The 23608-nt window shown below is 69.8% G+C and carries 19 protein-coding genes; 1 reads left to right on the top strand and 18 read right to left on the bottom strand.

Annotated features, from left to right (window positions below; genetic code table 11):
• Window positions 1-24: 24 nt before the first annotated feature.
• From G6N28_RS22020 to G6N28_RS22010, 3 genes are all read right to left on the bottom strand, one after another.
• A complete protein-coding gene (locus G6N28_RS22020; RefSeq protein WP_163904001.1) occupies window positions 25-3759 on the bottom strand; it encodes a bifunctional nitrate reductase/sulfite reductase flavoprotein subunit alpha in 3735 nt (1244 codons plus the stop codon).
• 8 nt (window positions 3760-3767) lie between these two features.
• Window positions 3768-5201, bottom strand: a complete 1434-nt coding sequence (locus tag G6N28_RS22015; RefSeq protein ID WP_163903999.1) for a nitrate/nitrite transporter — start codon at window positions 5199-5201, stop codon at window positions 3768-3770.
• Between the two features lie 145 nt (window positions 5202-5346).
• Window positions 5347-6885, bottom strand: a complete 1539-nt coding sequence (locus G6N28_RS22010; protein WP_163903997.1) for a phospholipase D family protein — start codon at window positions 6883-6885, stop codon at window positions 5347-5349.
• A 157-nt stretch (window positions 6886-7042) separates the two neighbouring features.
• Here G6N28_RS22010 and G6N28_RS22005 point away from each other — a divergent pair, with 157 nt between their 5' ends.
• Window positions 7043-7720: a phosphoribosyltransferase gene (locus G6N28_RS22005; RefSeq protein WP_163903995.1), complete on the top strand. Its 678-nt coding sequence runs from the start codon at window positions 7043-7045 to the stop codon at window positions 7718-7720.
• Here the strand turns inward: G6N28_RS22005 and G6N28_RS22000 are convergent.
• The 15 genes from G6N28_RS22000 to G6N28_RS21930 all read right to left on the bottom strand — a co-directional run bounded on the left by G6N28_RS22000 (window position 7717) and on the right by G6N28_RS21930 (window position 23569).
• Window positions 7717-8022 (bottom strand): DUF308 domain-containing protein, encoded by a 306-nt coding sequence (locus G6N28_RS22000; protein ID WP_163903993.1) that lies wholly within the window; start codon window positions 8020-8022, stop codon window positions 7717-7719. The genes G6N28_RS22005 and G6N28_RS22000 overlap by 4 nt on opposite strands.
• Before the next feature lie 33 nt (window positions 8023-8055).
• Entirely contained in the window at window positions 8056-8832 is a 777-nt protein-coding gene (wag31, locus tag G6N28_RS21995; protein ID WP_163903991.1) for a DivIVA-like cell division protein Wag31, read from the bottom strand.
• A 199-nt stretch (window positions 8833-9031) separates the two neighbouring features.
• On the bottom strand, window positions 9032-9322 hold the full coding sequence (locus G6N28_RS21990; protein WP_046752178.1) for a YggT family protein: 291 nt from the start codon (window positions 9320-9322) through the stop codon (window positions 9032-9034).
• Between the two features lie 104 nt (window positions 9323-9426).
• The gene (locus G6N28_RS21985; RefSeq protein ID WP_163903989.1) at window positions 9427-10065 is read right to left on the bottom strand and encodes a cell division protein SepF; all 639 of its coding nucleotides are present in this window, start codon (window positions 10063-10065) and stop codon (window positions 9427-9429) included.
• Window positions 10066-10129: 64 nt separating this feature from the next.
• Window positions 10130-10882, bottom strand: a complete 753-nt coding sequence (locus G6N28_RS21980) for a YggS family pyridoxal phosphate-dependent enzyme (protein WP_163903987.1) — start codon at window positions 10880-10882, stop codon at window positions 10130-10132.
• Window positions 10879-11592: a peptidoglycan editing factor PgeF gene (gene pgeF / locus G6N28_RS21975; protein WP_163903985.1), complete on the bottom strand. Its 714-nt coding sequence runs from the start codon at window positions 11590-11592 to the stop codon at window positions 10879-10881. The genes G6N28_RS21980 and pgeF overlap by 4 nt, the downstream gene beginning before the upstream one ends.
• Window positions 11593-11614: 22 nt before the next feature.
• The gene (gene ftsZ, locus G6N28_RS21970) at window positions 11615-12766 is read right to left on the bottom strand and encodes a cell division protein FtsZ (protein ID WP_163903982.1); all 1152 of its coding nucleotides are present in this window, start codon (window positions 12764-12766) and stop codon (window positions 11615-11617) included.
• A 209-nt stretch (window positions 12767-12975) separates the two neighbouring features.
• Complete coding sequence (locus G6N28_RS21965) at window positions 12976-13914, bottom strand: cell division protein FtsQ/DivIB (protein ID WP_163903978.1); 939 nt, start codon at window positions 13912-13914, stop codon at window positions 12976-12978.
• A complete protein-coding gene (gene murC / locus G6N28_RS21960) occupies window positions 13911-15332 on the bottom strand; it encodes a UDP-N-acetylmuramate--L-alanine ligase (RefSeq protein ID WP_163906522.1) in 1422 nt (473 codons plus the stop codon). Before murC ends, G6N28_RS21965 begins: the two co-directional genes overlap by 4 nt.
• A 29-nt stretch (window positions 15333-15361) precedes the next feature.
• On the bottom strand, window positions 15362-16426 hold the full coding sequence (gene murG, locus G6N28_RS21955; RefSeq protein ID WP_235674792.1) for an undecaprenyldiphospho-muramoylpentapeptide beta-N-acetylglucosaminyltransferase: 1065 nt from the start codon (window positions 16424-16426) through the stop codon (window positions 15362-15364).
• A gap of 95 nt (window positions 16427-16521) precedes the next feature.
• Window positions 16522-18042, bottom strand: a complete 1521-nt coding sequence (gene ftsW / locus G6N28_RS21950; RefSeq protein WP_163903976.1) for a putative lipid II flippase FtsW — start codon at window positions 18040-18042, stop codon at window positions 16522-16524.
• A gap of 5 nt (window positions 18043-18047) precedes the next feature.
• Entirely contained in the window at window positions 18048-19466 is a 1419-nt protein-coding gene (gene murD / locus G6N28_RS21945) for a UDP-N-acetylmuramoyl-L-alanine--D-glutamate ligase (protein ID WP_163903974.1), read from the bottom strand.
• Between the two features lies 1 nt (window position 19467).
• A complete protein-coding gene (gene mraY / locus G6N28_RS21940) occupies window positions 19468-20547 on the bottom strand; it encodes a phospho-N-acetylmuramoyl-pentapeptide-transferase (protein ID WP_163903972.1) in 1080 nt (359 codons plus the stop codon).
• Window positions 20544-22037, bottom strand: coding sequence for a UDP-N-acetylmuramoyl-tripeptide--D-alanyl-D-alanine ligase (locus tag G6N28_RS21935; RefSeq protein WP_163903970.1), 1494 nt, complete (start codon window positions 22035-22037; stop codon window positions 20544-20546). The genes mraY and G6N28_RS21935 overlap by 4 nt, the downstream gene beginning before the upstream one ends.
• Window positions 22034-23569, bottom strand: coding sequence for a UDP-N-acetylmuramoyl-L-alanyl-D-glutamate--2,6-diaminopimelate ligase (locus G6N28_RS21930; RefSeq protein ID WP_163903968.1), 1536 nt, complete (start codon window positions 23567-23569; stop codon window positions 22034-22036). The genes G6N28_RS21935 and G6N28_RS21930 overlap by 4 nt, the downstream gene beginning before the upstream one ends.
• Between the last annotated feature and the right edge of the window lie 39 nt (window positions 23570-23608).

Raw genomic sequence — 23608 nt, 5'->3', positions numbered from 1 at the left:
CCCGTCCGCGACGTGACCTGAACCTCAGTACACGTCACGCACGTAGCGTTTGGCGACCACCAGCTCGCGTTTGTAGTCGTGGGCCTGCTCGTGGGACATGCGCCCGTGGCGCTCGATGATCGTGGTCAACGCGGCGTCGACGTCCTTGGCCATCCGGGCGGCATCCCCGCAGACGTACAGATGCGCCCCGTCGTCCATCCACCGCCACACGTCGGCGCCGTAGTCGAGCATCTTGTGCTGGACATACACCGGTTTGGCCTGGTCGCGGGAGAACGCCAGGTCGAGCCGGTTGAGCAGGCCGTCGCGGGCCATGTCCTCGAAATCGTCGCGGTAGTAGAAGTTCTCGCGGCGATGCCGCTCGCCGAAGAACAGCCAGTTGCGGCCGGTGTGCCCGCGGGCGCGTCGTTCCTGCAGGAACCCGCGAAACGGCGCCACCCCGGTGCCCGGACCGATCATGATCATCGGCGTCGCGCCGTCCTCGGGGGGCCGGAAGTGCGGCGAGCGTTGCAGGAACACCGGCGCCGAGGCCGCCCGGTCGGCCAGAAACGTCGAGCACACCCCGCCGCGCGGGCCGCCGCCGGCGCCACGGTAGCGCACCACCGACACCGTCAGCTGCACCTCGTGCGGGCTGACCAGCGGGCTCGACGAGATCGAGTAGCTGCGCGGGGTCAGCCGCACCAGCACCCGCTGCCATTCGACCGGGTCGGCGTGCACGACGAACCGCTGCACTAAATCCAGCCCGTTGCGGCCCACCAGCCACTTGTCGCGCTTGTCCCCCGATGCGCGCAGCGGTTTGGCGTCGCGGCTGTGGTCGGCGATGAACCGCAGCAGATCGGGGGTGACCCGGCAGATGTCGTAGTGCGCGGTCAACGCCTCGCGCAGCGTCATCTCGGCGCCGTCGACCTCGACGACCTGTTCGCCCCGCAGGCCGGTGGCGGTCAGCCAGGCCTCCACCACGGCCGGATCGTTCTCGGCGAACACCCCCAGCGAGTCGCCGGTGGCGTAGGTGACGTCGTGCGCCGAGATGTCAAAGCCGAACTGGCGCACTTCTTTTCGTGAGGTCGGCGCGGTCAGCAGGGTGTTGCGGACCAGCGGGACGACGATGGGATGGGCGCGGGTGAACGGTTCGGCGACCACCGTCGACGGCGCGGCCGAGCGGCCAAGCAGCGCCCCGACCTGGTCGGCCCACCGCCGCATCGGCTCGTCGTCGTGGGCTTCGCATTCGGCGCGCTCGAGCAGCCGGGTCGCCCCGAGCGCGGCAAACCTCGTGTCGATCGACTTGGCGTGCCCACAGAAGTTCGAGTAGGAGCGGTCCCCGATGCCCAGCACCGCATACCGGATGCCGTCCAGCGCCGGGGCGTCCGGTGCGTCCAGTCGTTCCCAGAAGCCGGCGCCGTTGTCGGGTGCCTCACCGTCACCGAACGTGCTGGTGACGACGAGCACGTCGCGCCCGGCCGCGAGATCGGACAGCTGCGCGTCGTTCATGTTGACCAGGTGCGCGTCGCCGAGCCGGCCGGCCAACCGGGCGGCGACGCCCTCGGCGGTGCCGGTCTGCGATGCCCACAACACCAGCGGCCCGTCCCCGGCGTGCGGGCGCGGCGGCCCCTCGGCCGGGCGGGCGGTGGGCGGCGGGGCCACCGGACGAAGGTCGACCGCGCACACCTTGAACTCCGGCTGCAGCGACTCGGGGTCGACGGCGTCGCTCGTCAGCGCGTTGACGGTGAGCAGCTCACCGTGTTCGTCGTTCCAGTGAAACGGCGCGAAGCAGGTGCCCGGCCGCACCCGGTCGGTGAGCACCGCGGGGAGCACCGCGCGGCCACGTCGCGAGATCAGCTCGACGGGTTGGCCTTCGGCGATGCCACGGTCGGCCGCGTCGGCGGGGTGGATCTCGACGAACGGTCCGCTGTCGAGCTTGTTGAGTGCGGCGACCCGGCCGGTCTTGGTCATGGTGTGCCACTGGTGCTGCAGCCGGCCGGTGTTGAGCACGAAAGAAAAGTCGGCGTCAGCGGATTCGACCGGGTCGACGTGCGGGCGCGCGACGAACCGCGCGCGTCCCGACGGTGTCGGGAACCGCGGTGTTCCGCCCTCGATGTAGCGGATCGGGTTTCGGGCGTCGCCGTCGGGCGGGCACGGCCACTGCAGCGGGGTGTGCCGCAGCCGCCCGTAGCTGACGCCGCGCAGGTCGTATCCGGTGTCGAGATTGGTGAACCCGCGGATCTCGTCGAAGATCTGCTCGCTGGACTCGTAGCGGAAGTGTTCGGCGAAGCCCAGATGCGCGGCGACCTGACAGATCAACTGCCAGTCCGGGCGGGCCTGTCCCGGCGGTGGGATCGACCGCTGCAGCAGGGTCATGGTGCGCTCGGAGTTGACCATCACCCCGTCGGATTCGGCCCACATCGCGGCGGGCAGCACGATGTCGGCGTAGCGGTTGGTCGCGGTGCTGCGGTAGGTGTCCTGGGTGACGACGAGCTCGGCGCGCCGTAGGGCAGCGATGACGGTGTCTCGGTTCGCCACGGAGGCAACGGGATTCGTGCAGATGATCCAGCAGGCTTTGATCTCGCCGTCAGCGGTCCTGCGGAACATGTCGATGGTGCCGGGCCCGACGTCTGACCTCAGCGTGCCGGGCGGCAGGCCCCACTGGTTTTCGACGTAAGCGCGGTCGGTCGCCGAGGTCACCGCGCGCTGCCCGGGCAAACCCGGTCCCATGTAACCCATTTCGCGACCGCCCATGGCGTTGGGCTGCCCGGTCAGCGACATCGGACCGCTTCCCGGGCGACAGATCGCCCCGGTGGCCAGGTGCAGGTTGCAGATGGCGTTGGTGTTCGCGGTGCCGTGGGTGCTCTGGTTGAGCCCCATGGTCCAGCAGCTCATCCACTCCCCCGCGTCGGCGATCATGCGGGCGGCGGTGCGGATGTCGGACTCGGCCAGCCCGGTGATCTCGGCGACGACGGCGGGCGGATAGTCGGCGAGTAAGCCGGGCATGTCGTGCCAGCCCTCGGTGTGCTTGGCGATGAATTGTTCGTCGATGTCGCCGTTTTGGACAAGAAGGTGCAGAAGCCCGTTGAGCAGTGCCAGGTCGGTTCCCGGTTTGATCTGTAGGAACAGGTCCGCGCGTTCCGCGGTGGCGGTGCGGCGCGGGTCGACGACGATCAGCTTGGCTCCGGCCTTGATCCGGTCGACCATCCGCAGGTACAGGATCGGATGACAGTCGGCCATGTTCGAGCCGATGACAAAGAACAGGTCGGTGCAGTCGAAGTCGGCGTAGGACCCGGGTGGGCCGTCGGCGCCCAAGGACTGTTTGAACCCGGTGCCTGCGCTGGCCATGCAGAGCCGCGAGTTCGACTCGATGTGGACGGTGCGCAGGAAGCCCTTCGCCAGCTTGTTCGCCAGATACTGGGCCTCGATGGACATCTGGCCCGACACGTACAACGCCACCGCGTCCGGGCCGTGCTCGTCGACGACGGCGCGCAACCGTCGCCCGGCCTCGGCGACCGCCTCGTCGACGGACGTGGGCGCGAGTTCGTCGTCGCGGTAGCGGCGCATCAGCGCGCAGGTCAACCGGTCGTCGTCGGCGCGCATCATCTCCGCGTGCGTGGCGCCTTTGGTGCACAGCCGGCCGGTGTTGGTGGGATGCAGTCTATCGCCGGCGATTCGGGCGATGACGGGTCGGCCGCCGTCGCCGTCGGTGCGGGTGTGCACCTCGACGCCGCAGCCGACGCCGCAGTAGGAGCACGCGCTCCGAGTCACCGTGTCCGTCATGGGTGGCGTCAAGTCGCGGGCACCCGCGCCGGGTTCTGGCCGATGTGCTCACCTGCGCTGGCGCGCGCGGTGTGGATGCGCAGGAACACGAACCAGGTGACGATTGCGCAGACCACGTAGAAGCCGAGGAACACCCAGAAGGCGTTGGTGGCCGACTTCGCGTCGCTGACGTAGGACGCGCGCAGCACGACGTTGATGAACACCCCGCCGAGCGCCCCGACCGCGCCTGCGAACCCGATCAGCGCCCCGGACATGCTGCGCGACCACGCCGCCTTCTGCTCTCGGCTCCAGTCGTCGCGGCCCTGGGCCTTGGCCTCGAAGATCGACGGGATCATCTTGTAGGTGGACCCGTTGCCGATGCCGGACAGGATGAACAGCAGGATGAAGCCCGCGACGTAGGCGGTCATCTGCGCGCCGGTGGCCGCCCCGGCGGTGCGGTCGTCGAGCATGCCTGCGGTGACGAGGATTCCGGCGGCGAAGATCATCGCCACGAACGTGTACAGCGTCACCCGGCCGCCGCCCATCCGGTCGGACAGCTTGCCGCCGAACGGCCGCGAGATCGAACCCAGCAGCGGGCCGATGAACGCGATCTGCGCCGCGTGCAGTGACGCCTGGGCCGGGCTGTCGCCGCCGGCGAGGAAATTGATCTGCAAGACCTGTCCGAACGCGAACGAGAACCCGATGAACGACCCGAAGGTGCCGATGTAGAGGAAGCTCATCACCCAGGAGTGCTTGAACCGCAACGCCTCTGCCATCGCGCTCAGGTCAGACCGCTGGTTGCCGAGGTTGTCCATGAACAGCGCGGCGCCGGCGGTGGCCAACGCGATGAGGACAAGGTAGATGGCGCAGACGATTTCGGGTGCGGTGTTGCTGACGGTGGCGATCACCAGGAGACCGACGAGCTGGATCACCGGGACGCCGATGTTGCCGCCGCCGGCGTTGAGGCCGAGCGCCCAGCCCTTGAGCCGCTGCGGGTAGAAGGCGTTGATGTTGGTCATCGACGAGGCGAAGTTGCCTCCGCCCAGACCGGCGAACGCCGCGACGACCATGAACGTGGTGTATGAGGTGTCGGGGTGCCTCATCACCCACAGGGTCAGCAGGGTCGGGATGAGCAGCAGCAGAGCGCTGACGATCGTCCAGTTGCGGCCACCGAACTTGGCGGGCGCGACGGTGTACGGGATGCGCATCACCGCGCCGATCAGCGTGGGTATCGCGACGAGATAGAACTTGCCCGCCGCGTCGATGCGATACACGTCCTGCGGCATGAACAGCACCATCACCGACCAGATCGACCACACCGAGAACCCGACGTGCTCGGCGAAGATCGACCAGATCAGGTTGCGTTTGGCGATGTGCTTGCCCGGCGGTGAACCGTGCTCCCAGGCCTCGACATCCTCAGCGTCCCAGTGCTCGATGGTGCGCGCGCGGCTCAACGTCTTCACGAGGAAAAGGCTGACGCGACCCCATTCCGCGACCGTTGCACCATCATGTCGCCAACATCAAAACCGGCTCACTTTTGACGGCAGCAGGTGCGCGGTCGATGAAACCCGCCCGAAACAATTGCGAGCTGGGTCACGTTGATGAAGATCACAGCCTGCGCCTGATCCGGTCACGCCAGGCCCGTCCGTCGGGGTCGTAGAGCAGCCGGTAGGCCGGCGACGCCCACAGCCACGTCGGCAAGCCCAGGCGCTCGGGTCGGTGCGGACGCAGACGGCCCGGCGGCCGCGGACCTTTCCGCCCATCGACATGCCAGTGCTCCAAAGCGTCTGCCGCTTCGTTGATTTCGCGGACTGCCGCCGTCGGTTCCGCCAGCCCGCCGTCCTCGCTGCCGTCGTCGGCGCGGTCCAGATGCTCACGCAGTAGCCGCAACCTCAGGTCACGGGCGAACATCCCGTCCGCGTCGAGCACCGCGCAGGTCAGTTCGCTGTCGTGGGTCCAGGAGCGCCGGTTGAGGTTGTCGCTGCCGACACACGACCAAACATCGTCGACGACACACACTTTCGCGTGCACATAGACCGGAACGCCGTCGTGGTTCTCCAGGTCGAACACGTGCACCCGATCCGGGCTCGCACGCCGGCAGGCCGCTAGCGCCTGCCAGCGCCCCACCAGGTTCGGCGGCAGCTCGAGTGGCCCGTCGACGTCGGGATAGCGCGGGATCACCGCGACCAGATGCAGCTGCGGGCTGTCGCGCAGCGCACGCGCGAACAACGCGGCGACGGCCTTGGACCACAGATACTGGTCCTCCACATAGATCAGCGTGCGCGCCCGCGGAATCACCTTTCGGTACGCGCGGGCGATGCTGCGCTCGCCGCGCCGCGCGAACTGGTACGCGAAGTGCGCGTCGGGATAGGTGCGCAGCACCTGCACCGCGTGCGGGCCGCATGGCGGTGGATCGGGCGGCTGGGCGGGCAATCGGTCGGCGTTCATGTCGGCGCCGCGAAACCTGTCGCGAAGCCAGGCCAGCGGGTTGAGCATGTCCAGCGACGCGGGATCGTTCCAGCGCTCGCGAAACGTCGTGTCGAGCGCGCCCACGACGGGGCCTTGCACCCGCAGCTGCACGTCGTGCCACGGCGGGTGGTCGCTGTACCGCGTCGCCATCCGCATCGCCTGCGGGTCGCCGTGGTGCATGGCGTCGTCGCGACGGGAGTGGCACAGGTCGATGCCGCCTGCGAACGCGACGTCGCGCTCGGGCGCGCCGGGGTGGCGGATGACCACCATCTTCTGGTGGTGGGACCCGCCGATGCGCACCCGCTGGTCGAGCAGCACTTCGCCGCCCGCCCGTTCGATCGCCTCGCCGAGGTGCTGGTTCTCCTCTTCGCTGTAGTGGAAACGGTCGAGATGTGACCGCCACATCAGGCCCTTGACGATGACGCCGCGTTGCGCTGCGCGACAGAGCAATTCGCTGACCGTCGGGCCGCCGTCACGCATCCTCTGGTCGGGGTCGCCGCGCCAGTCGGTGAAGAACAAGTGGTCTCCGGCGCGCAGCGCCTCCACCACGGTGACCAAGTGGTCGAAGTACGTCGCACCGTGGATCAGCGGCTCGGCGCGGTTGCCGTCGCACCACGCGGGCAGGCGCGTATCGGGGTTTCCGCGTTCCGCGTCGGTCCACTGCGACAGGTCCGACACGTCGGAGGATGCCCAATTGACTCCCACACAAACCAGGCGCCCAGACCGACGCTTTGGCTGGTTTAGGCGCCGTCGAATCGACCATTGCGTCGGTTTCGCGGACGAGGGCGAGAATCGTCGTAGGCTGACAAGAGTCCCCGATAGCGAAGTGACGGCGATGAGCGGATGGCACGGGCTGTCCCGGCGGAACTCCGGGCGGGTCTTTTCGAATCGGCAGGAAGCCGGCGAGGTCCTCGCCGAGGAGTTGACGTCCTACCGCGACAGGGACAACGTGCTGGTCCTCGGCCTCGCGCGCGGTGGGGTTCCGGTCGGATGGCATGTGGCCTCGGCGTTGCGGGCGCCGCTGGACGTGTTTCTGGTCCGCAAGCTCGGGGTGCCGCACTGGCGAGAACTGGCGATGGGGGCGATCGCGAGCGGCGGCGGTGTGGTGATCAACGACAGCGTGGTGCGCAGCCTGGGCATCAGTGACGAGCAGCTGCAGGAGGTCATCGAACGCGAGACCGAGGAACTGCGCCGACGCGAACGCGCCTACCGCGGCGACCGTCCACCGGTCGACCTCGCCGGGCGCATCGTGATCCTCGTCGACGACGGAATCGCCACCGGCGCCAGCATGCTCGCGGCCGTCCGCGCGGTGCGCGCCTGCGGACCGGACCGGATTGTGGTCGCGGTCCCCGTGGGGCCGCCGTCGGCGTGCCGCGAGCTGGGCGCCGAAGCCGACGAGGTGGTGTGCGTGACGATGCCGCCGGGGTTCGAGGCGGTCGGGCAGGTGTTCGACGACTTCCGTCAGGTCAGCGATGACGAGGTTCGCGAATTACTCGCCACCCCAACGGTTTAGGGCTTGTTCTCCCCGCCGCTGTACTCGTCCTCGGTCTGTTCGACAACCGTGGTCTCGGCGTCCTCGTCCTGCAGATATTCCGCATCGAACTCCGCCGGCTCGGCGGGCTCGGCCGAGGCCTCCTCCTCGGCGCCACCGGCGCGACCCCGTGACCGTTCCCGCACCGCGTCGACGATCAGGAGAAGGACGCCGACGGCGCTGGCCGCGATACACACCCAGGCGATCAGCTCATTGCTCGTGACGACGGCGGTTACCAGTGCGGCCAGGCCGATGACGGCAAGCACGAGCGCAACGATCAGCATTGATCAACCCTAAGCGGAAGGACCCTCGGCGCTTTAGTTATTGCCCCGATTGAATTGGTTGTAGCCGGCACTCTCGCTGTTGGCGCCGGAGTCGACCGGCGCGGCCGAACCGCGCTGGCCGAGCTCTTCGAGCTGCGATTCCAGGTAGGTCTTCAACCGGGTGCGGTACTCGCGCTCGAAGGTCCGCAGCTGTTCGAGGCGGCCCTCCAACACGGTGCGTTGCTGGTTGATGGTCCCCATGATCTCGGAGTGCTTGCGCTCGGCGTCGGCCTGCAGCGCATCGGCCTTCTCCTGGGCCTGACGCAGCTGGGCCTCCGAGCGGGCCTGCGCGTCGGCCAGCATCGCGTCGGCCCGCTGGCGCGCCTCGGCGACGGTGGTCTCCGCCGTCTGCCGGGCTTCGCTGACCATGGCGTCGGCCTGGGCCCGGGCGTCGGCGAGCATCTTCTCGGCCTCGGCCTTGGCGCTGCTCGTCAGCCGGTCGGCGGTGTCCTGTGCCAGGCTGAGCACCTTGGCCGCCTTGAGATGCTGGTCCTCGGTGGGGGCGGCCGCCGGCGCCTCGTATGCGGGCTGGGCCGCGGGCTCGGGGGCAGGCTCGAAGGCCGGTGCGGGTTGTCCGGAGCGGGCGGCGGCCAGCTCCTGTTCCAGCTCGGCGTTGCGCTGACGCAGATCGGTGTTCTCTTCGATGAGCCGGGCCAGCTCAGCCTCGACCAGGTCTAGAAAGGCGTCGACCTCGTCCTCGTTGTAGCCGCGCTTGCCAATCGGTGGCTTACTGAACGCGACGTTGTGGACGTCGGCTGGTGTGAGCGGCATCGTCTGCCCCCTTGGAGTCTGGACCGTCAACCGATCTCAAAGTGTAGAGCCTTGGTTTAGCACTGGACGTAACTGGCGTCCATCCTGTCACACCAGACCCGGCGGTTGCGGGTGAGGTTGAAATTAAGAACGAATTTCAGACATCCAGGATCGTCGCAACGGCATTTCTCCGCCGGGAATCGGCCGGGCAAATCCGCCCTCAGGCGGCGGCGCCGAACGCGAGCTGCATTCCGATGAACGCCAGCAGCAACAGCACCATGATCGACAGGTCGAACCGCACCGCACCTATCGTGAGCTGCGGAATCAGCCGACGCAGCAGTCGCACCGGCGGGTCGGTCACGGTCATGATCAACTCGAGGATCACCACCGTCAGGCCCTTGGGATGCCAGTCGCGGGAGAACGAGCGGATGAACTCGACGACCACCCGGGCGATGAGCAGCAGCCAGAACACGAACAGCGCGAAGCCAAGGATCTGGAAGAACTGCGACAACGGAGCGACCTCGCTACGGACGTGTGACGTTTGGCAGGAACTGGTGCCCTCGGCTGGTCACAGCTTCGAGCGCGACGCCAGCCTACCTGTACGACGGGCGGGGCCTATTGATAGGCGTAGAAGCCCGCCTCCGCGATGCGGCGGCGCTCCTCGGCGGTGACGTCGATGTCTGCCGGGGACAGCAGGAACACCTTGGTCGCGACCTTGTCGAACGAGCCGCGCAGCGCGAAGGCCAGGCCCGCGGCGAAGTCCACCAGCCGCTTGGCGTCCGCGTTGTCCATCGTCACCAGGTCCATGATCACCGGGGTGCCGTCACGGAACCGCTCGCCGATGGTCCGTGCCTCGCTGTAGTCCTTGGGCCGCAGCGTGGTGATCTTCGACAGCGGGCTGCCGGCGTCGAACAGCTCGGCCATCCCGCGGGGGTCCATCGCCAGCGCACCACGGGTCGAACCGCGCATCAGGCCGCCGAACCGCGGTGCCGGCCGGTCGAATTCACGCGGGCTGCGCAGCCGCTCGAACCTGCCCTCGTCGGCGTATCCACGGCGGTAACCGCCGGGCTCGTCGTAGTCGCGGTCGTCGTAGCCCCGGGGCGCGGGGTCGTAGTCGTCGTCGAACCGGTCGTCGCGGGTACGACGCGAATAGCCCCTGGCGGGACCGCGGTCCTCGTCGTCGTAGTACTCATCGTCGTAGTCATCCATCGGCGCCATGCCGAAGTAAGCCTTGACCTTGTGCAGTGTGCTCATCGCTCGACCCTTCTGGTGACTCAGGCTCTGGTGTCTGTGATGAATATGTGACTAGAGTGACTACTCAGGGAGACGTTAGAGGACGGTGCCCCAATAGCGCGGTACCGACACGCACACACGTTGAGCCGTGTTTGATCGCCGCCTCGAGGTCGCCGGACATTCCTGACGACAGCTCGAGCCGCTGGTGATAGCGGTTTTGCACCCGCTGATGCTCACGGTGTAACCGAGCGAACGCGGTATCGGGATCGGCGCCGAGCGGCGGGATCGCCATCAGCCCGGCGAACTCGAGCGCCTCCGCGGCGTCGGCTGCCGCACACAGTTCGTCCACGAGATCGGGCCTTTCCACATCGATGCCGCCACGCTGTTCGTCGCCGTCGAGGCTGAGCTGGATGTAGACGCGCAACGGTGCGTCGCGCCGCCCGGCCGCCAGGGCCTCCCCGGCAGCGCGGTCGAGCGCGTCGAGCACCTTGCGGGTGTCGACGGCGTGCGCCGCGTACGCCCACCCGGCGATCGAGCGCGCTTTGTTGCGTTGAATCCGGCCCACCATGTGCCAGCGAATCGGTGAGGCGTCCGCCATTTCGTTCAATTCCGCGACTTTTCTCGACGCCTCTTGTTCCCGGGATTCGCCGAAAGCACGACACCCCAATCGGGCCAATATCAGAACATCGGAGGCCGGAAAGAATTTCGTGATCGGAAGCAATTCAATTTCGTCGGCATTGCGTCCGGCCGCCCGGGCGGCACCGGCGATCCGTGCCCGCACGGCGTTGAGCGCCTCGGCCAATTCGAGTTCGCGCGTCGTCGCCACGGTCGCCGTCATTCCATCCACACCAGCGACGCCAGCCGACCGGTTGGGGCGTCGCGTCGATGGCTGAACAGGCTGGCGTCCTCCACGGTGCACCGCGGATCGACATCGATCGCGGTGACCCCCAAATCGGTGAGTTGCCTGGCGATTCCGGCCCGTAGATCCAGACCCGGGGTGTTCTTCGCCGTGACGGTGCGACTACCGGGGAGCGCGACCTCCACCTCGTCGGCCATGGCCGCGGGCACCTCATAGTTGCGTCCGCTGACCGCGGGGCCCAACAGCACCGAAATGTCCTCGGTGTGGGCGCCCAGGCCGAGCATCGCCTCCACCGCTCGCGCCACGACGCCCTTCTGCGCGCCGACCCGTCCGGCGTGAACGGCGGCCACCACGCCCGCGCGCGCGTCGGCCATCAGCACCGGCACGCAATCGGCGGTCACCACCGCCAACGCCAACCGCGGCGTCGCGGTGACCAAGGCGTCGGTGTCGTCGACGGCGGCGGGGGGCTTCGGCGGGCCGTCGACCACCTCGACGTGATCACCGTGCACCTGGTTCATCCAGACCACGCCGTTTTCACCGAGGCCGATCGTGGCGGCCAGACGCTTGCGGTTCTGCGCCACCGCGGCGGGGTCGTCGCCGACGTGGTCACCCAGGTTGAAGGTGTCGAACGGCGGCGCGGACACGCCGCCGGCGCGGGTGGTGATCACGCGCCGAATGCGAACCGTCACGGTCGCCAGTATTGTCCCGCGCTCAGCGGCGCATGAAGGGTGGCACGTCGACGTCGTCGTCGGCGATGCCGCCGTCGTCGCCGCCGATACTGACCGTCGCGCCGTTGGTGTGGGCCGGCACGCTGGCCGCGTCGGCGGGTTCGAACAGCGAGGTGCTCACCTTGCCCGCCTTGCCCGGTTCGATGGGCGAGGTCTCCGACGTACTCACCACCGGCTTGCGTCCCGGCCCGCTGGAGTCGAACCCGGCGGCGATCACGGTGACGCGGACCTCGTCGCCCAGCGAGTCGTCGATGACGGTGCCGAAGATGATGTTGGCGTCCTGGTGCGCGGCGTCCTGGACCAGCGAGGCGGCCTCGTTGATCTCGAACAGCCCCAGATCGCTGCCGCCCGCCACCGACAGCAGCACACCCTGGGCGCCTTCCATCGAGGCTTCCAGCAGCGGTGAGTTGATCGCGATCTCGGCGGCCTTGAGCGCGCGCCCGTCGCCGCGGGCGGAGCCGATGCCCATCAGCGCCGTGCCCGCCCCGCTCATCACGCCCTTGACGTCGGCGAAGTCGACGTTGATCAGGCCCGGGGTGGTGATCAGGTCGGTGATGCCCTGCACGCCGTTGAGCAGCACCTCGTCGGCGCTGCGGAACGCGTCCATCAGCGACACGGCGGCGTCGCCCATCTGCAGCAGCCGGTCGTTGGGGATCACGATCAGGGTGTCGCAGCTCTCCCGCAGCGCGGTGATGCCGGCCTCGGCCTGCTGGCTGCGGCGCTTGCCCTCGAACGAGAACGGCCGCGTCACCACGCCGACGGTCAGCGCACCCAGCTTGCGGGCGATGTTGGCGACGACCGGTGCGCCTCCGGTGCCGGTGCCACCGCCCTCACCGGCGGTGACGAAGACCATGTCGGCGCCGCGCAGCAGTTCCTCGATGTCGTCCTTGGCGTCCTCGGCCGCCTTGCGCCCCACTTCGGGGTCGGCGCCGGCGCCCAGGCCCCGGGTGGAGTCACGGCCGACGTCGAGCTTGACGTCGGCGTCGCTCATCAACAGCGCCTGCGCGTCGGTGTTGATGGCGATGAACTCGACGCCTTTGAGGCCCTGCTCGATCATCCGGTTGACGGCATTGACGCCGCCACCGCCGATGCCGACGACCTTGATCACGGCGAGGTAGTTGTGCGGGGGGGTCATCGATCGCCTTCCTCCCTGGTTGCCGGTGCGGACGCCGAACGGCTTGAACACATCCAGTAAACTCTCAACCTCAACCAGAGGGTTATAGTTATGTCAAGTTGTTCCGCGCAACCAGAACGGTAGGACGTGGTCGCGAGGGATCCAGGCAGGCGCGCCGATGCGCGTGTCGGGTTTTTTGTGGAGCGTCGCGCCACCGGTTCGCCGGGCGCCTACTTGACCGTAGGCAAATCCGGGCTGGACACGTCGTAGATGTGTCCGGGCTGGGTGAGCAGGGCCGCCAGCGTGACCGCCTTCTCCTCCGTGCGATCGGTGGTGCCCCACACCACTTCCCGGCCGTCGACCAGTTGCAGCGTGATCGCGGCGACCGACGGCGCCGAGACCCGCGCGATCTGGGCGGCCACCTCGGGTGGAAGCGAGGTCATCACCTGCAGCGCGGCCTTGGTGGGCGGGTCGTTGGGCCCGGGCATCTCGGTGTCGAGGTAGGGCACCCCGGGCGGCGGCACTTCGGTCGCGAAGTCCACCCCGTCGCGGTCGAAGAGGTGCGGGCCGTCCGGGTAGTCCTTGACGACGACGGGCACGCGCTCCTCGACGGTGATCCGCAGCGTCGACGGGTACTGGCGCTGCACACGCGCGCTGGCCACCCGGCGGATCGTCGCGACACGCTCGGCGACCGCGTCGGTGCTCACCTGCAGCAGCGGCGTCCCGGGGGCGACGGCGGCCGCGCCGACGACCTCCTCCTGGGGAATCAGGTCCAGTCCGATGACCGCGATGTTGCGCACCGACATCAGCGGGGTGAAGTACAGCAGCAGGCCCAGACCGACGACGATGACGCTGATCAGCGCCGACCACATCAACGCCTTCAGGCCCCGAACCGTGCCCCTGCCAAGCTTTTTCGCCTCGCCGGCCGGCTGCCCCATGGCGCGGCGCTTGGCCTCGCGCCTGGCCTTCTCGATCGCCATGGCGCGGGCCTGGGCCGCACGGCGTTCTTCGCGTTCCCGCCGCGCCCGCCGGCGGGGGCCCTCGTAGTCCGGGGCGGCCGCGGGCAGGGTCGGCGCGGCGCCCGTGTCCGGTGCCGTCGCGCCGTCGGCATCGGTGGCGGCATCGGTGGCGGCATCGTCACCGGTGTTGGTGTCGGCCGGCTCGGTCATCGCAGCGCGGTTCCGGATCGGCCCGGCGCGCTGCGGTTGGCCTTGGCCTGCAGCGCGGCCAGGATTTCGGTGCCCAGCATGGTCACGTCGCCGGCGCCCATGGTGACGACGATGTCGGCGGGCTCGGCGATTTCGGCGACCTGTTCGGCGACGGCGGAGAAGTCCGGGACGTATCGCACCGGCACGCTGACGTGTTCGGCGACGCTGACCCCGCTCACCCCGGCGATCGGCTGCTCGCGCGCCGCGTACACGTCGAGCACCACCACCTGGTCTGCGCCGTCGAGGGCTCTTCCGAACTCGCGGGCGAAAGTCTCTGTGCGCGAATACAAGTGCGGCTGGAACACGACGATCGAGCGGCCTCCCCCGGCCTGCTCGGTCACCGTGCGCACCGCGCTCAGCGTCGCACGGACCTCCGTCGGGTGATGCGCGTAGTCGTCGAAGACGCGGACCCCACCGGCTGTTCCCACCAACTCGAAACGCCTGCGGACGCCTTCGAAGCCGGCCAGACCGTCCAGGACCGCGTCGACCGGGGCGCCGACCTGCATCGCCGCCAGCAGCGCACCGAGCGCGTTGAGCGCCATGTGTCGACCGGGCACCGAAAGCCGCATCACCCGTGGGCGCGGCTCATCGGCCAACTGGACGTGGGCCACCGCGCCGGTGTCGTGCTGCTCCCAGCTCAAAAGCGTGGCCGCGAGGGACTGAGTTGGGTCGCCGCCGTAGCGCAGCACCCTGATGCCCAGCGCCGCGGTGCGCTCGCCGAGCGCGGCCGCGCCGGGGTCGTCGGCGCAGATAACAAGCGCTCCACCGGGTTTGAGCCGCTCGACGAAATCGTCGAACACCGCCCCGTAGGCGTCCACGCTGCCGAAGTAGTCCAGATGATCGGCCTCGATGTTGGTCACGACCGCGACGTCGGGGGTGTACTCCAGCAGCGATCCGTCGCTCTCGTCGGCCTCGGCGACGAAACAGTCGCCGCTGCCGTTGTGCGCGTTGGTGCCCGCTTCCCCCAGATCGCCGCCGACGGCGAACGACGGATCAAAACCGCTGTGCTGCAACCCCACTATGAGCATCGATGTGGTGGTCGTCTTGCCGTGGGTGCCGGTCACCATCAACGTGGTGTGCCCCGCCATCAGCTTGGCCAGCACCACCGGGCGCAGCACCACCGGGATTCCCCGCCTGCGGGCCTCGACGAGCTCGGGGTTGGTCTTGGGTATCGCGGCGTGCGTGGTCACCACCGCCGTCGGGCCGCCGGGCAGCAGGTCCAGCGAGGACTCGTCGTGACCGATGCGGATCGCCGCCCCGCGTGCGCGCAACGCGACGACACCGCGGGATTCCTTCGCGTCGGAACCCGACACCATGCCGCCACGGTCCAGCAGGATGCGCGCGATGCCCGACATGCCCGCTCCCCCGATGCCGACCATGTGCACCCGCTGCAGATCTTCGGGCAGGTTCACCGCACACCCTCACGATCGGCTTTGGCGACGTCGATGGCGATCTGCGCGACGCGCCGCGCGGCGTCGCGGTGCCCGGCGAGGGCGGCTGCCGCGGTCATCGACTGCAACCTGCCGGTGTCGGTGAGCAGGCCGGCCACCGTGTCGGCGACGAAACCCGGTGACAACTCGGCGTCGTCGACGATCAGCCCGCCCCCCGCGTTGACGACGGGCAGCGCGTTGAGCCGTTGTTCGCCGTTGCCGATGGGCAACGGCACATAGACGGCGGGCAGGCCGACCGCGGTCACCTCGGCGACCGTCATCGCCCCCGAGCGGCAGATCGCCAGATCCGCTGCGGCGTAGGCGAGGTCCATCCGGTTCAGGTAGGGAACGGCGACGTAGGGCGGGTCGCCGTCAGCGGGCTCGCGAAGATCGAGGGTGTTCTTCTTACCGTGCGCATGCAGGACCGAGACCCCCGCGGCGGCAAGGTCTTTGGCTGCCGCAGCGACGGCGCGGTTGAGCGACTGGGCACCTTGGGAGCCGCCGAAGACCAGCAGCACCTTCGCGTCGTCGGCGAACCCGAAATGTGCTCGCGCCTCGGCCCGTAACGCCATCCGGTCCAGCGTGGTGATGGCCGCGCGCACCGGCACCCCCACCACCTCGACCTCGTCGCGCAATCCGGGGTCCGGAACCGCCGAGAGCACGCGGCGCGCCGTGCGGGCGCCCACCCGGTTGGCCCAGCCCGCACTGGCGTTGGCTTCGTGCACCACCACGGGCACGCGGCGGCGGGCCAGCCCGCCTCGCGCCGCCAGGTACGCGGGCAATGCGACGTATCCGCCGAACCCGACGACGACGTCGGCGCCGACGTCGTCGAGCACCGCGCGGGTCTGCCGCACCGCGCGGCGCACCCGCAGGGGCAGCCGCAGCAGATCACCCGACAGTTTGCGCGGCAGCGGCACGGGCGTGATCAGCTCAAGGTGATATCCGCGTTCGGGGACCAGCGTGGTTTCCAACCCGCGCTCGGTGCCCAGCGCGGTGATCCGCACAGTGGGATCGAGCGCGGTCAGGGCGTCGGCGACCGCCATCGCCGGTTCGACGTGTCCCGCGGTTCCACCGCCCGCGAGCACCACAGAGACCCCCCGGTCGTCCCCCTGCCCCCGAGGGACCGACACCGTGTCCTTCACCCGTAACGCTGACCTTCCAATGTGCGCGATCGTCGGCCCTTCTCCGTTCGGCCGCCTCCATGATGCCTTGAGGCCCGCACCGGCCGAGCAGCCGCGTGGGCTTTGCGCCGGTTGTCGGAGGCCGGTTTGCGCGCGGGTTTCGCGGCGGGTCTCGCGGGTTTGGCCGCCCGGGCGCGCTGTTTCTGGTTCGCCTTCTGCGCGTGCAGTCGGTCGCGCAGCGCTTCGGTGCGGCTGGGCACATAGGGCGCGGGCAGGGGCAGCCGCAACAGCCGGTTCATCCGGTCGTCGCGCCCGGCGCGCAGGGCGGCCACCGCCTCGGGTTCGTGCCGCGCCGCGTTGGCCATGATGCCGATGATGAACAGCGTTGTCGCCGTTGAGGTTCCACCGGCGGAGATGAGCGGCAACTGCAGTCCGGTGACCGGCAGTAGGCCGACCACGTATCCGACGTTGATGAAGACCTGGCCCATGATCCACAGCGTCGCGGTCGCGGTCACCAACCGCAGGAAGGGATCGGCCGAGCGCCGCGCGATCCGCATCCCGGTATAGGCGAACAGCCCGAACAGACACAGCAGCCCGGCGGCCCCGATGAAGCCGAGTTCCTCGCCGATGATCGCGAAGATGAAGTCGTTGTGCGCATTGGGCAGGTAGTTCCACTTGGCCGCCCCCTGGCCCAGCCCGTCCCCGAAGAACCCGCCGTTGGCCAGCGCGAACCTCGCCTGCTTGGCCTGGTATCCCGAGCCCTGTGTGTCCAGGGTGGGGTTCAGCCAGGACATCACCCGCTCGGAGCGGTACCCCTCCACCATGGCCAGCGCGGCGGCCGACGCGATGACGGCGAACAGCGAGGACACGAACACCCGCAGCGGCAACCCGGCATACCACAGCAGTGCCAGCAGGATGATGCCCAGCGACACCGTCTGTCCCAGGTCCGGCTGGGCGACGATGAGCGCCAGCGCGACGACGGCGGCGGGCACCAGCGGGATCAGCATCTCGCGTAGCGAGGCCCGCTCCATCCGGCGCGCCGCCAACAGGTGGGCACCCCAGATCGCGAACGCGATCTTCGCCAGCTCCGACGGCTGCATGGAGAAGCCGCCGACCACGAACCAGCCGCGGGATCCGTTGGCCACCTTGCCGATTCCGGGGATCAGCACCAGGATCAGCAGCACGATCGTGATGGCGAACCCGGTGAACGCCAGGCTGCGCATCATCTGCACCGGCATCCGCAACGCGATGTAGCAGCCGACCAGGCCGACGACGGTCCACAGCACCTGCTTGCCGAACACCGCCCACGGCGAGCCGTCCTGGTCGTAGGAGTACACCCCGGAGGCCGAGAGCACCATCGTCAGGCCGAGCAGGGTGAGCAGGGCCGCGACGGCGATGATGAGGTGAAACGACGTCATCGGTCGGCCCAGCCAGTTGCCGAACCGGGTGCGCGGCACCCGCGCGTCGGACGATTGCTCGGCACCGTTAGGGGAGGCGCCGGACCTGCGATTCCGCAACCGGGTGAGGATGTTGCTCATCGGCGCTACCGGGACAGGGCGCGGACGGCCTCGGCGAACGCATCGCCGCGGTGCCCGTAGCTGCTGAACTGGTCGAAGGATGCCCCGGCGGGCGCCAACAGCACGGTGTCGCCGGGTTCGGCCAGGTCCTGGGCGGCGGCCACGACGGCTGACATCACCATCCGCCCTGTCTCATCTGTCCCATTTGCCCCAAGCATCCCAAAATCCTCCCCCGTCACAGGCGTAACGACGGGGACATTCGGTGCGTGTCGCGATAACGCATTGGCAATGACCTCGCGGTCGCGCCCGATCAGCACGGCGCCGACCAGCCGGTCCGCCACCGATGCCACCAGTTCATCGACCGAGGCGCCCTTGAGCAGCCCCCCGGCGATCCACACCACCCGCGGATAGGCGGCGATCGAGGCCTGCGCGGCGTGGGGGTTGGTGGCCTTGGAGTCGTCGACGTAGGTGACGCCGTCGACTGTCGCGACGACCTCGGCGCGGTGCCTGCCGACCTGGAAGCGGCTCATGGCGGCGGCGATGGCCTCGGCGGGCACGTCGACGGCGCGGGCCAGCGCGGCCGCGCCGAGCGCGTCGAGCACACCGATCGGACCGGCGAGCGGGATCGCGGCCGCCTCGGCCAGCCGAACCTGGTCGCCGAACGCGTTGTCGATCAACATCCCGTCGCGCACGCCGAGCTCGCCCGGGCCCGGCGCCCCGAGCCGGAACCCGGTGCGCACCGGCGCCGCGGCGGTCTCGAGCAGGGTCGACGCCAGCGGGTCGTCGAGCCCGACGACGGCGACCCGGCCGTCGAGCACCCGGGCCTTGTCGCGGGCGTACGCCGCCAGCGAGCCGTGCCAGTCCAGGTGGTCCTCGGCGACGTTGAGCACCGCGCCGGCGTCGGGTCGCAGCGACGGCGCCCAGTGCAGTTGGAAGCTGGACAGCTCGACGGCCAAGATGTCCGACGGTTCGGCGAGCACGTCGAGCACCGGGTTGCCGATGTTGCCGCACAGCGCGGCGCGTCGGCCCGCCGCGATCAGCATGGCGTGCAGCATCGAGGTGGTGGTGGTCTTACCGTTGGTGCCGGTCACCACGAGCCAGCGGCGCGGCGGACCGAATTCACCCGCGCGATCCAGCCGCCACGCCAGTTCGACGTCGCCCCAGATCGGCACCCCGGCGCGCGCCGCCGCGGCCAGCACCGGGGTGTCGGGCGAGAAGCCGGGGCTGGTGACCACCAGCGCGTAATCGCCGATATCGGCCTCGGCCTGCGCGGTGGTCACCACGGCGGCGGGGGTGATCAGGCGTTGCAGGGCCAGCGGGTCGTCGTCGCAGATCGTCAGCCGCACGCCGGTCGGTTCGAGCACGGCGCTGACCGAGCGGCCGGTGAGCCCGGCGCCGGTGACCAGGACCCGGGCGCCGCGCACCAGCGGGGCGAGCTCGGTCACGTCAGGCCCCGACGGTGGTCAGCCATTCGCTGTAGAAGAGCGCCACCCCCAGCCCGCAGGCGATCGCCGTCAACAGCCAGAACCGGATGATCACCGTCGTCTCCGCCCAGCCCACCAGCTCGAAGTGGTGGTGGAAGGGCGCCATCCGAAACACCCGGCGTCCGGTGGTCCGGAACGCCATGATCTGCACGACCACCGAGACCACCTCGGCGACGAACAGCGCGCCGAGCACCACCGCCAGCATCTCGGTGCGGCTGGAGACCGACAGCCCGGCGATGATGCCGCCGAGCGCCAGCGACCCGGTGTCGCCCATGAAGATCTTGGCCGGCGCCGCGTTCCACCACAGAAAGCCGATGCAGGCGCCCGCGGTGGCGGCCGCGACGATCGCCAGGTCCAACGGGTCGCGCACGTTGTAGCAGCCGAGCCCGGGGGTGGTTGCGCAGGCGTTGCGGAACTGCCAGAACGTGATCAGCACGTATGCCGCACACACCATGGCCATCGCGCCGGCCGCCAGCCCGTCCAGGCCGTCGGTGAGGTTCACGGCGTTCGACCAGGCGCTGACGATCAGGACGCAGAACAGCACGAAAATCGCGGGCGGCAGCGTGACCGTGGCGATTTCGCGGACGTAGGACAGTTCGGGGCTGCCGGGCGTCAGGCCGTCGGCGTTGGGGAACTGCAGCGCCAACACCCCGAAGATCACCGCGGCGGCCAGGATGCCCACGGACTTGGCGGTCTTGTTCAGGCCGAGGTTGCGGGCCCGCCGGATCTTGATCAGGTCGTCGAGGAAGCCGACGAGGCCGAGCGCGGTGGCCAGGCTGAGCACCAGCAGGCCCGACGCCGACGGGCCCTTGCCGTCGATGACGATGCCGACCAGGTGGGTGCCCAGGTAGCTGGCCCAGATGCCGGCGACGATCGCCACCCCACCCATCGACGGGGTGCCCCGCTTCTTGTGGTGGCTGGGTGGTCCGTCCTCGCGGATCTCGTGGCCGAAGCCCTGCAGGGTGAACAGCCGGATCAGCACCGGGGTGAGCAGGATCGACACCGTCAGCGCGATACCGACGGCGATGAGGATCTGCCTCATCCGGTGGTCCCATCGGTGGCCAGCGCGTCGGCCAGCGGCCCGAGGCCTGCCGCGTTGGACGCCTTCACCAGCACCACGTCGCCGGGCCGCAGTTCGGCCCGCAGCAACGCCAGCGCGGCGTCGGCGTCGGGGACCATGGTGGCCTCAGAGCCCCACGATCCCTCCATGACCGCCCCGTGGTGCATGGCGCTCATAGCCCTCCCGGTTCCTACGACGACGAGTCGTGAGACATCTAATCGCACGGCCAGCCGCCCGATGTTGTCATGCTCGGATATCGCGTCGTCGCCCAACTCGGCCATCTCGCCGAGCACCGCCCAGCTGCGGCGCCCGCCGCCCACGCGGGCCATCCAGGCCAGCGCCTTCAACCCGGCCCGCATCGAGTCCGGGTTGGCGTTGTAGGCGTCGTTGACGATCGTGACGCCGTCGTCGCGGGTGACGACCGCCATGCGGTGCTTGGACACCGGTCCTGCCGCGGCCAGCGCGGTGGCCACCTGCTCGAGGGTGGCGCCGCATTCGAGCGCGACGGCCGCCGCGCACAGCGCGTTGGACACCTGGTGATCGCCGTGCACCGCCAGCGCGACATCGACGTGCCGACCGCCGGAGTGAAGGCGAAAGCGCGGGCGCGCCAACGCATCCAGCGTGACCGCCTCCGCCCACACGTCCGCGCGGGCGCCCGGCTCGCGGCTGACCCGGATCACCCGGGCACGGGTCCGCTCGGCCATCGCCGCCACAGCGGTGTCGTCGACGTTGAGGATCACCACGCCGTCGGGCGGAACGGCTTGGGGCAGTTCGGCTTTGGTCTCCGCGATGGCCTCGCGCGAACCGAACTCGCCGAGGTGTGCGGTGCCGACGTTGAGCACGACCGCGATCGACGGGACGGCGATCTCGGCCAGCGCGGCGACGTTGCCCCGATGCCGCGCGGACATCTCCAGCACCAGGAAGTCGGTGGCCTCGGTGGCGCGCAACACCGTCCAGGGATGGCCGAGCTCGTTGTTGAACGAGCCCGGCGGCGCGACCACCTCCCCGAGCGGGGCCAGCACCGCCGCCACCAGGTCCTTGGTGGAGGTCTTGCCCGAGGAGCCGGTGATCCCAATGACTTTCAGCCCGCCGTGGACGAGTTCGGCGGCCACCGCGGCGGCCAGCTTGGCCAGCGCCCCCAGCACCGCCACCCCCGAGCCGTCGGCGTCGTGTTCGAACACCAAACCGCCGCGGTCGGTCGTCGCGGGCGTCGGCGTCACGACGATGGCGGGTACCCCGACCGGCCGGGCGGCCAGCACCCCGACCGCACCCGCGGCGACGGCGGCCGCGGCGTGGTCGTGCCCGTCGGAGCGCGCGCCGGGAAGCGCGAGGAACAACCCGCCGGGTGTGACCGCGCGCGAGTCGAATTCGACGGTTCCGGTGACGCGAGTGGTCGCGGCCTCCTCCGCGCTGATGTCGACGAGGCGGCCCCCGACGATGTCGGCGATCCGGGCCAGCGACAGGGCGATCACGTGCCCTGCTCCAATGCTTCCAACGCGTCGGCCAGCACATCGCGGTCGTCGAACGGGCGGGTGTGGCCGCGGCTGGTCTGTCCGGCCTCGTGGCCTTTGCCCGCCACCAGCACGATGTCGCCTGGTCGTGCCCAGGCCACCGCGTGCTCGATGGCCTTGCGGCGATCGCCGATCTCGACCACCTCGGCGGTGCCGCCTGTGGTGCCCGCCATGATCGCCGCGCGGATCTCGGCGGGATCCTCGTCACGCGGGTTGTCGTCGGTGACCACGACCAGGTCGGCCAGCTCGGCGGATACGCGGCCCATCGGGGCGCGCTTGCCGGCGTCCCGGTTGCCGCCCGCACCGAACACCACGGCCAACCGGCCGGTGCCCTGCTCACGCAACGTTTCGAGGACGGCCTGCAACGCGCCGGGTTTGTGCGCGTAGTCGACCAGCGCGAGGAAGTCCTGGCCGCGGTCGATGACCTCGAGCCGTCCGGGCACCGTGGCCGTGCGCAGCCCGGACGCCGCCTGCTCGGGGGCCGCCCCGACCGCGTCCAGCAGCGCCACGGCCAGCAGACAGTTGGCCACGTTGTAGCGGCCGGGCAGGCCGATGGCCAGCCGGTGATGCCCGCCTGCGGGGTCGACGGCGGTGAACTCCTGCGCGGCCGCCGCGGAGCCCGCATCGACCGCGCGGATGTCTTCGACGCGCCAGTCGGCGCCGACACCGGTGCTGCTCACCGTCACCGGCCGACGCACCCGATCCGCCATCTCGCGTCCCGCGTCGTCGTCGATGCACACGACGGAAACGTCTGCGCACGTGGGTGATTCGGGATCGAACAGCCGTGCCTTGGCTTCGAAGTAGTCCCGCATCGTCGGGTGGAAGTCGAGGTGGTCACGCGACAGGTTGGTGAACCCGCCGACCGCGAAGTGCACGCCGTCGACCCGCCCCAGCGACAGCGCGTGGCTGGACACCTCCATGACGACGGTGTCGACACCGGCTTCGGCCATCACCGCCAACAACGCCTGCAGGTCGGGGGCCTCCGGGGTGGTCAGCACGCTGGGCTGGTCGCGTCCGCCGATCCGGATGCCGACGGTGCCGATCAGGCCCGCCACCCGGCCGGCCGCCCGCAGCCCGGCTTCGACCAGGTAGGTGGTCGTGGTCTTGCCCGACGTCCCCGTCACACCTATCACCCGCAGCTTCTCCGACGGGTGTCCGTACACGGCGGCGGCCAGCTGCCCGAGCACCGTGCGTGGCGCCGGATGCACCAGGACGGGCACCGCGGCATCCGCGCCGATGTGCGCCATGCCCTCGGGGTCGGTGAGCACCGCGACCGCACCGCGCTCCAGCGCCTCGCCGACGTGGCGCCCGCCGTGCGACGCCGCGCCGGGCAGCGCGGCGAACAGGTCGCCGGCCCGCACGTCCTTGCTGCGCAGCGTCACCCCGGTGACCCGCAGGTCAGGTGTGGCCGGCGGGGTCGCCGGCACCGCCGCCACCTGCTCGGCAAGCTGCCCGAGCGCGGCGCCGGCAGGATGGCTGGGACGCAGGTTCATGGCGCTCACACAGTACCGGCCTGGCTGGGGCGCCCCGCC

This window comes from Mycolicibacterium pulveris (assembly GCF_010725725.1).
Classification (GTDB): Bacteria; Actinomycetota; Actinomycetes; order Mycobacteriales; family Mycobacteriaceae; genus Mycobacterium; species Mycobacterium pulveris.
Note: the sequence above shows the minus strand (reverse complement) of the source record. Positions and strands in the feature narration are given on the sequence as shown.

Coding starts and splice junctions, on each gene's coding strand:
- G6N28_RS21980 (WP_163903987.1), bottom strand. CDS start 10,882: ATGACGGCGACCGTGGCGACGACGCGCGAACTCGAATTGGCCGAGGCG.
- mraY (WP_163903972.1), bottom strand. CDS start 20,547: ATGAGGCAGATCCTCATCGCCGTCGGTATCGCGCTGACGGTGTCGATC.
- wag31 (WP_163903991.1), bottom strand. CDS start 8,832: ATGCCGCTCACACCAGCCGACGTCCACAACGTCGCGTTCAGTAAGCCA.
- G6N28_RS21930 (WP_163903968.1), bottom strand. CDS start 23,569: ATGAACCTGCGTCCCAGCCATCCTGCCGGCGCCGCGCTCGGGCAGCTT.
- G6N28_RS21965 (WP_163903978.1), bottom strand. CDS start 13,914: ATGACCGAGCCGGCCGACACCAACACCGGTGACGATGCCGCCACCGAT.
- murG (WP_235674792.1), bottom strand. CDS start 16,426: ATGGCGGTCGCCGACGCCCTGACCGCGCTCGATCCCACTGTGCGGATC.
- ftsZ (WP_163903982.1), bottom strand. CDS start 12,766: ATGACCCCCCCGCACAACTACCTCGCCGTGATCAAGGTCGTCGGCATC.
- ftsW (WP_163903976.1), bottom strand. CDS start 18,042: ATGAGCAACATCCTCACCCGGTTGCGGAATCGCAGGTCCGGCGCCTCC.
- G6N28_RS22005 (WP_163903995.1), top strand. CDS start 7,043: ATGAGCGGATGGCACGGGCTGTCCCGGCGGAACTCCGGGCGGGTCTTT.
- G6N28_RS21985 (WP_163903989.1), bottom strand. CDS start 10,065: ATGAGCACACTGCACAAGGTCAAGGCTTACTTCGGCATGGCGCCGATG.
- G6N28_RS22020 (WP_163904001.1), bottom strand. CDS start 3,759: ATGACGGACACGGTGACTCGGAGCGCGTGCTCCTACTGCGGCGTCGGC.
- G6N28_RS22000 (WP_163903993.1), bottom strand. CDS start 8,022: ATGCTGATCGTTGCGCTCGTGCTTGCCGTCATCGGCCTGGCCGCACTG.
- murC (WP_163906522.1), bottom strand. CDS start 15,332: ATGGTCGGCATCGGGGGAGCGGGCATGTCGGGCATCGCGCGCATCCTG.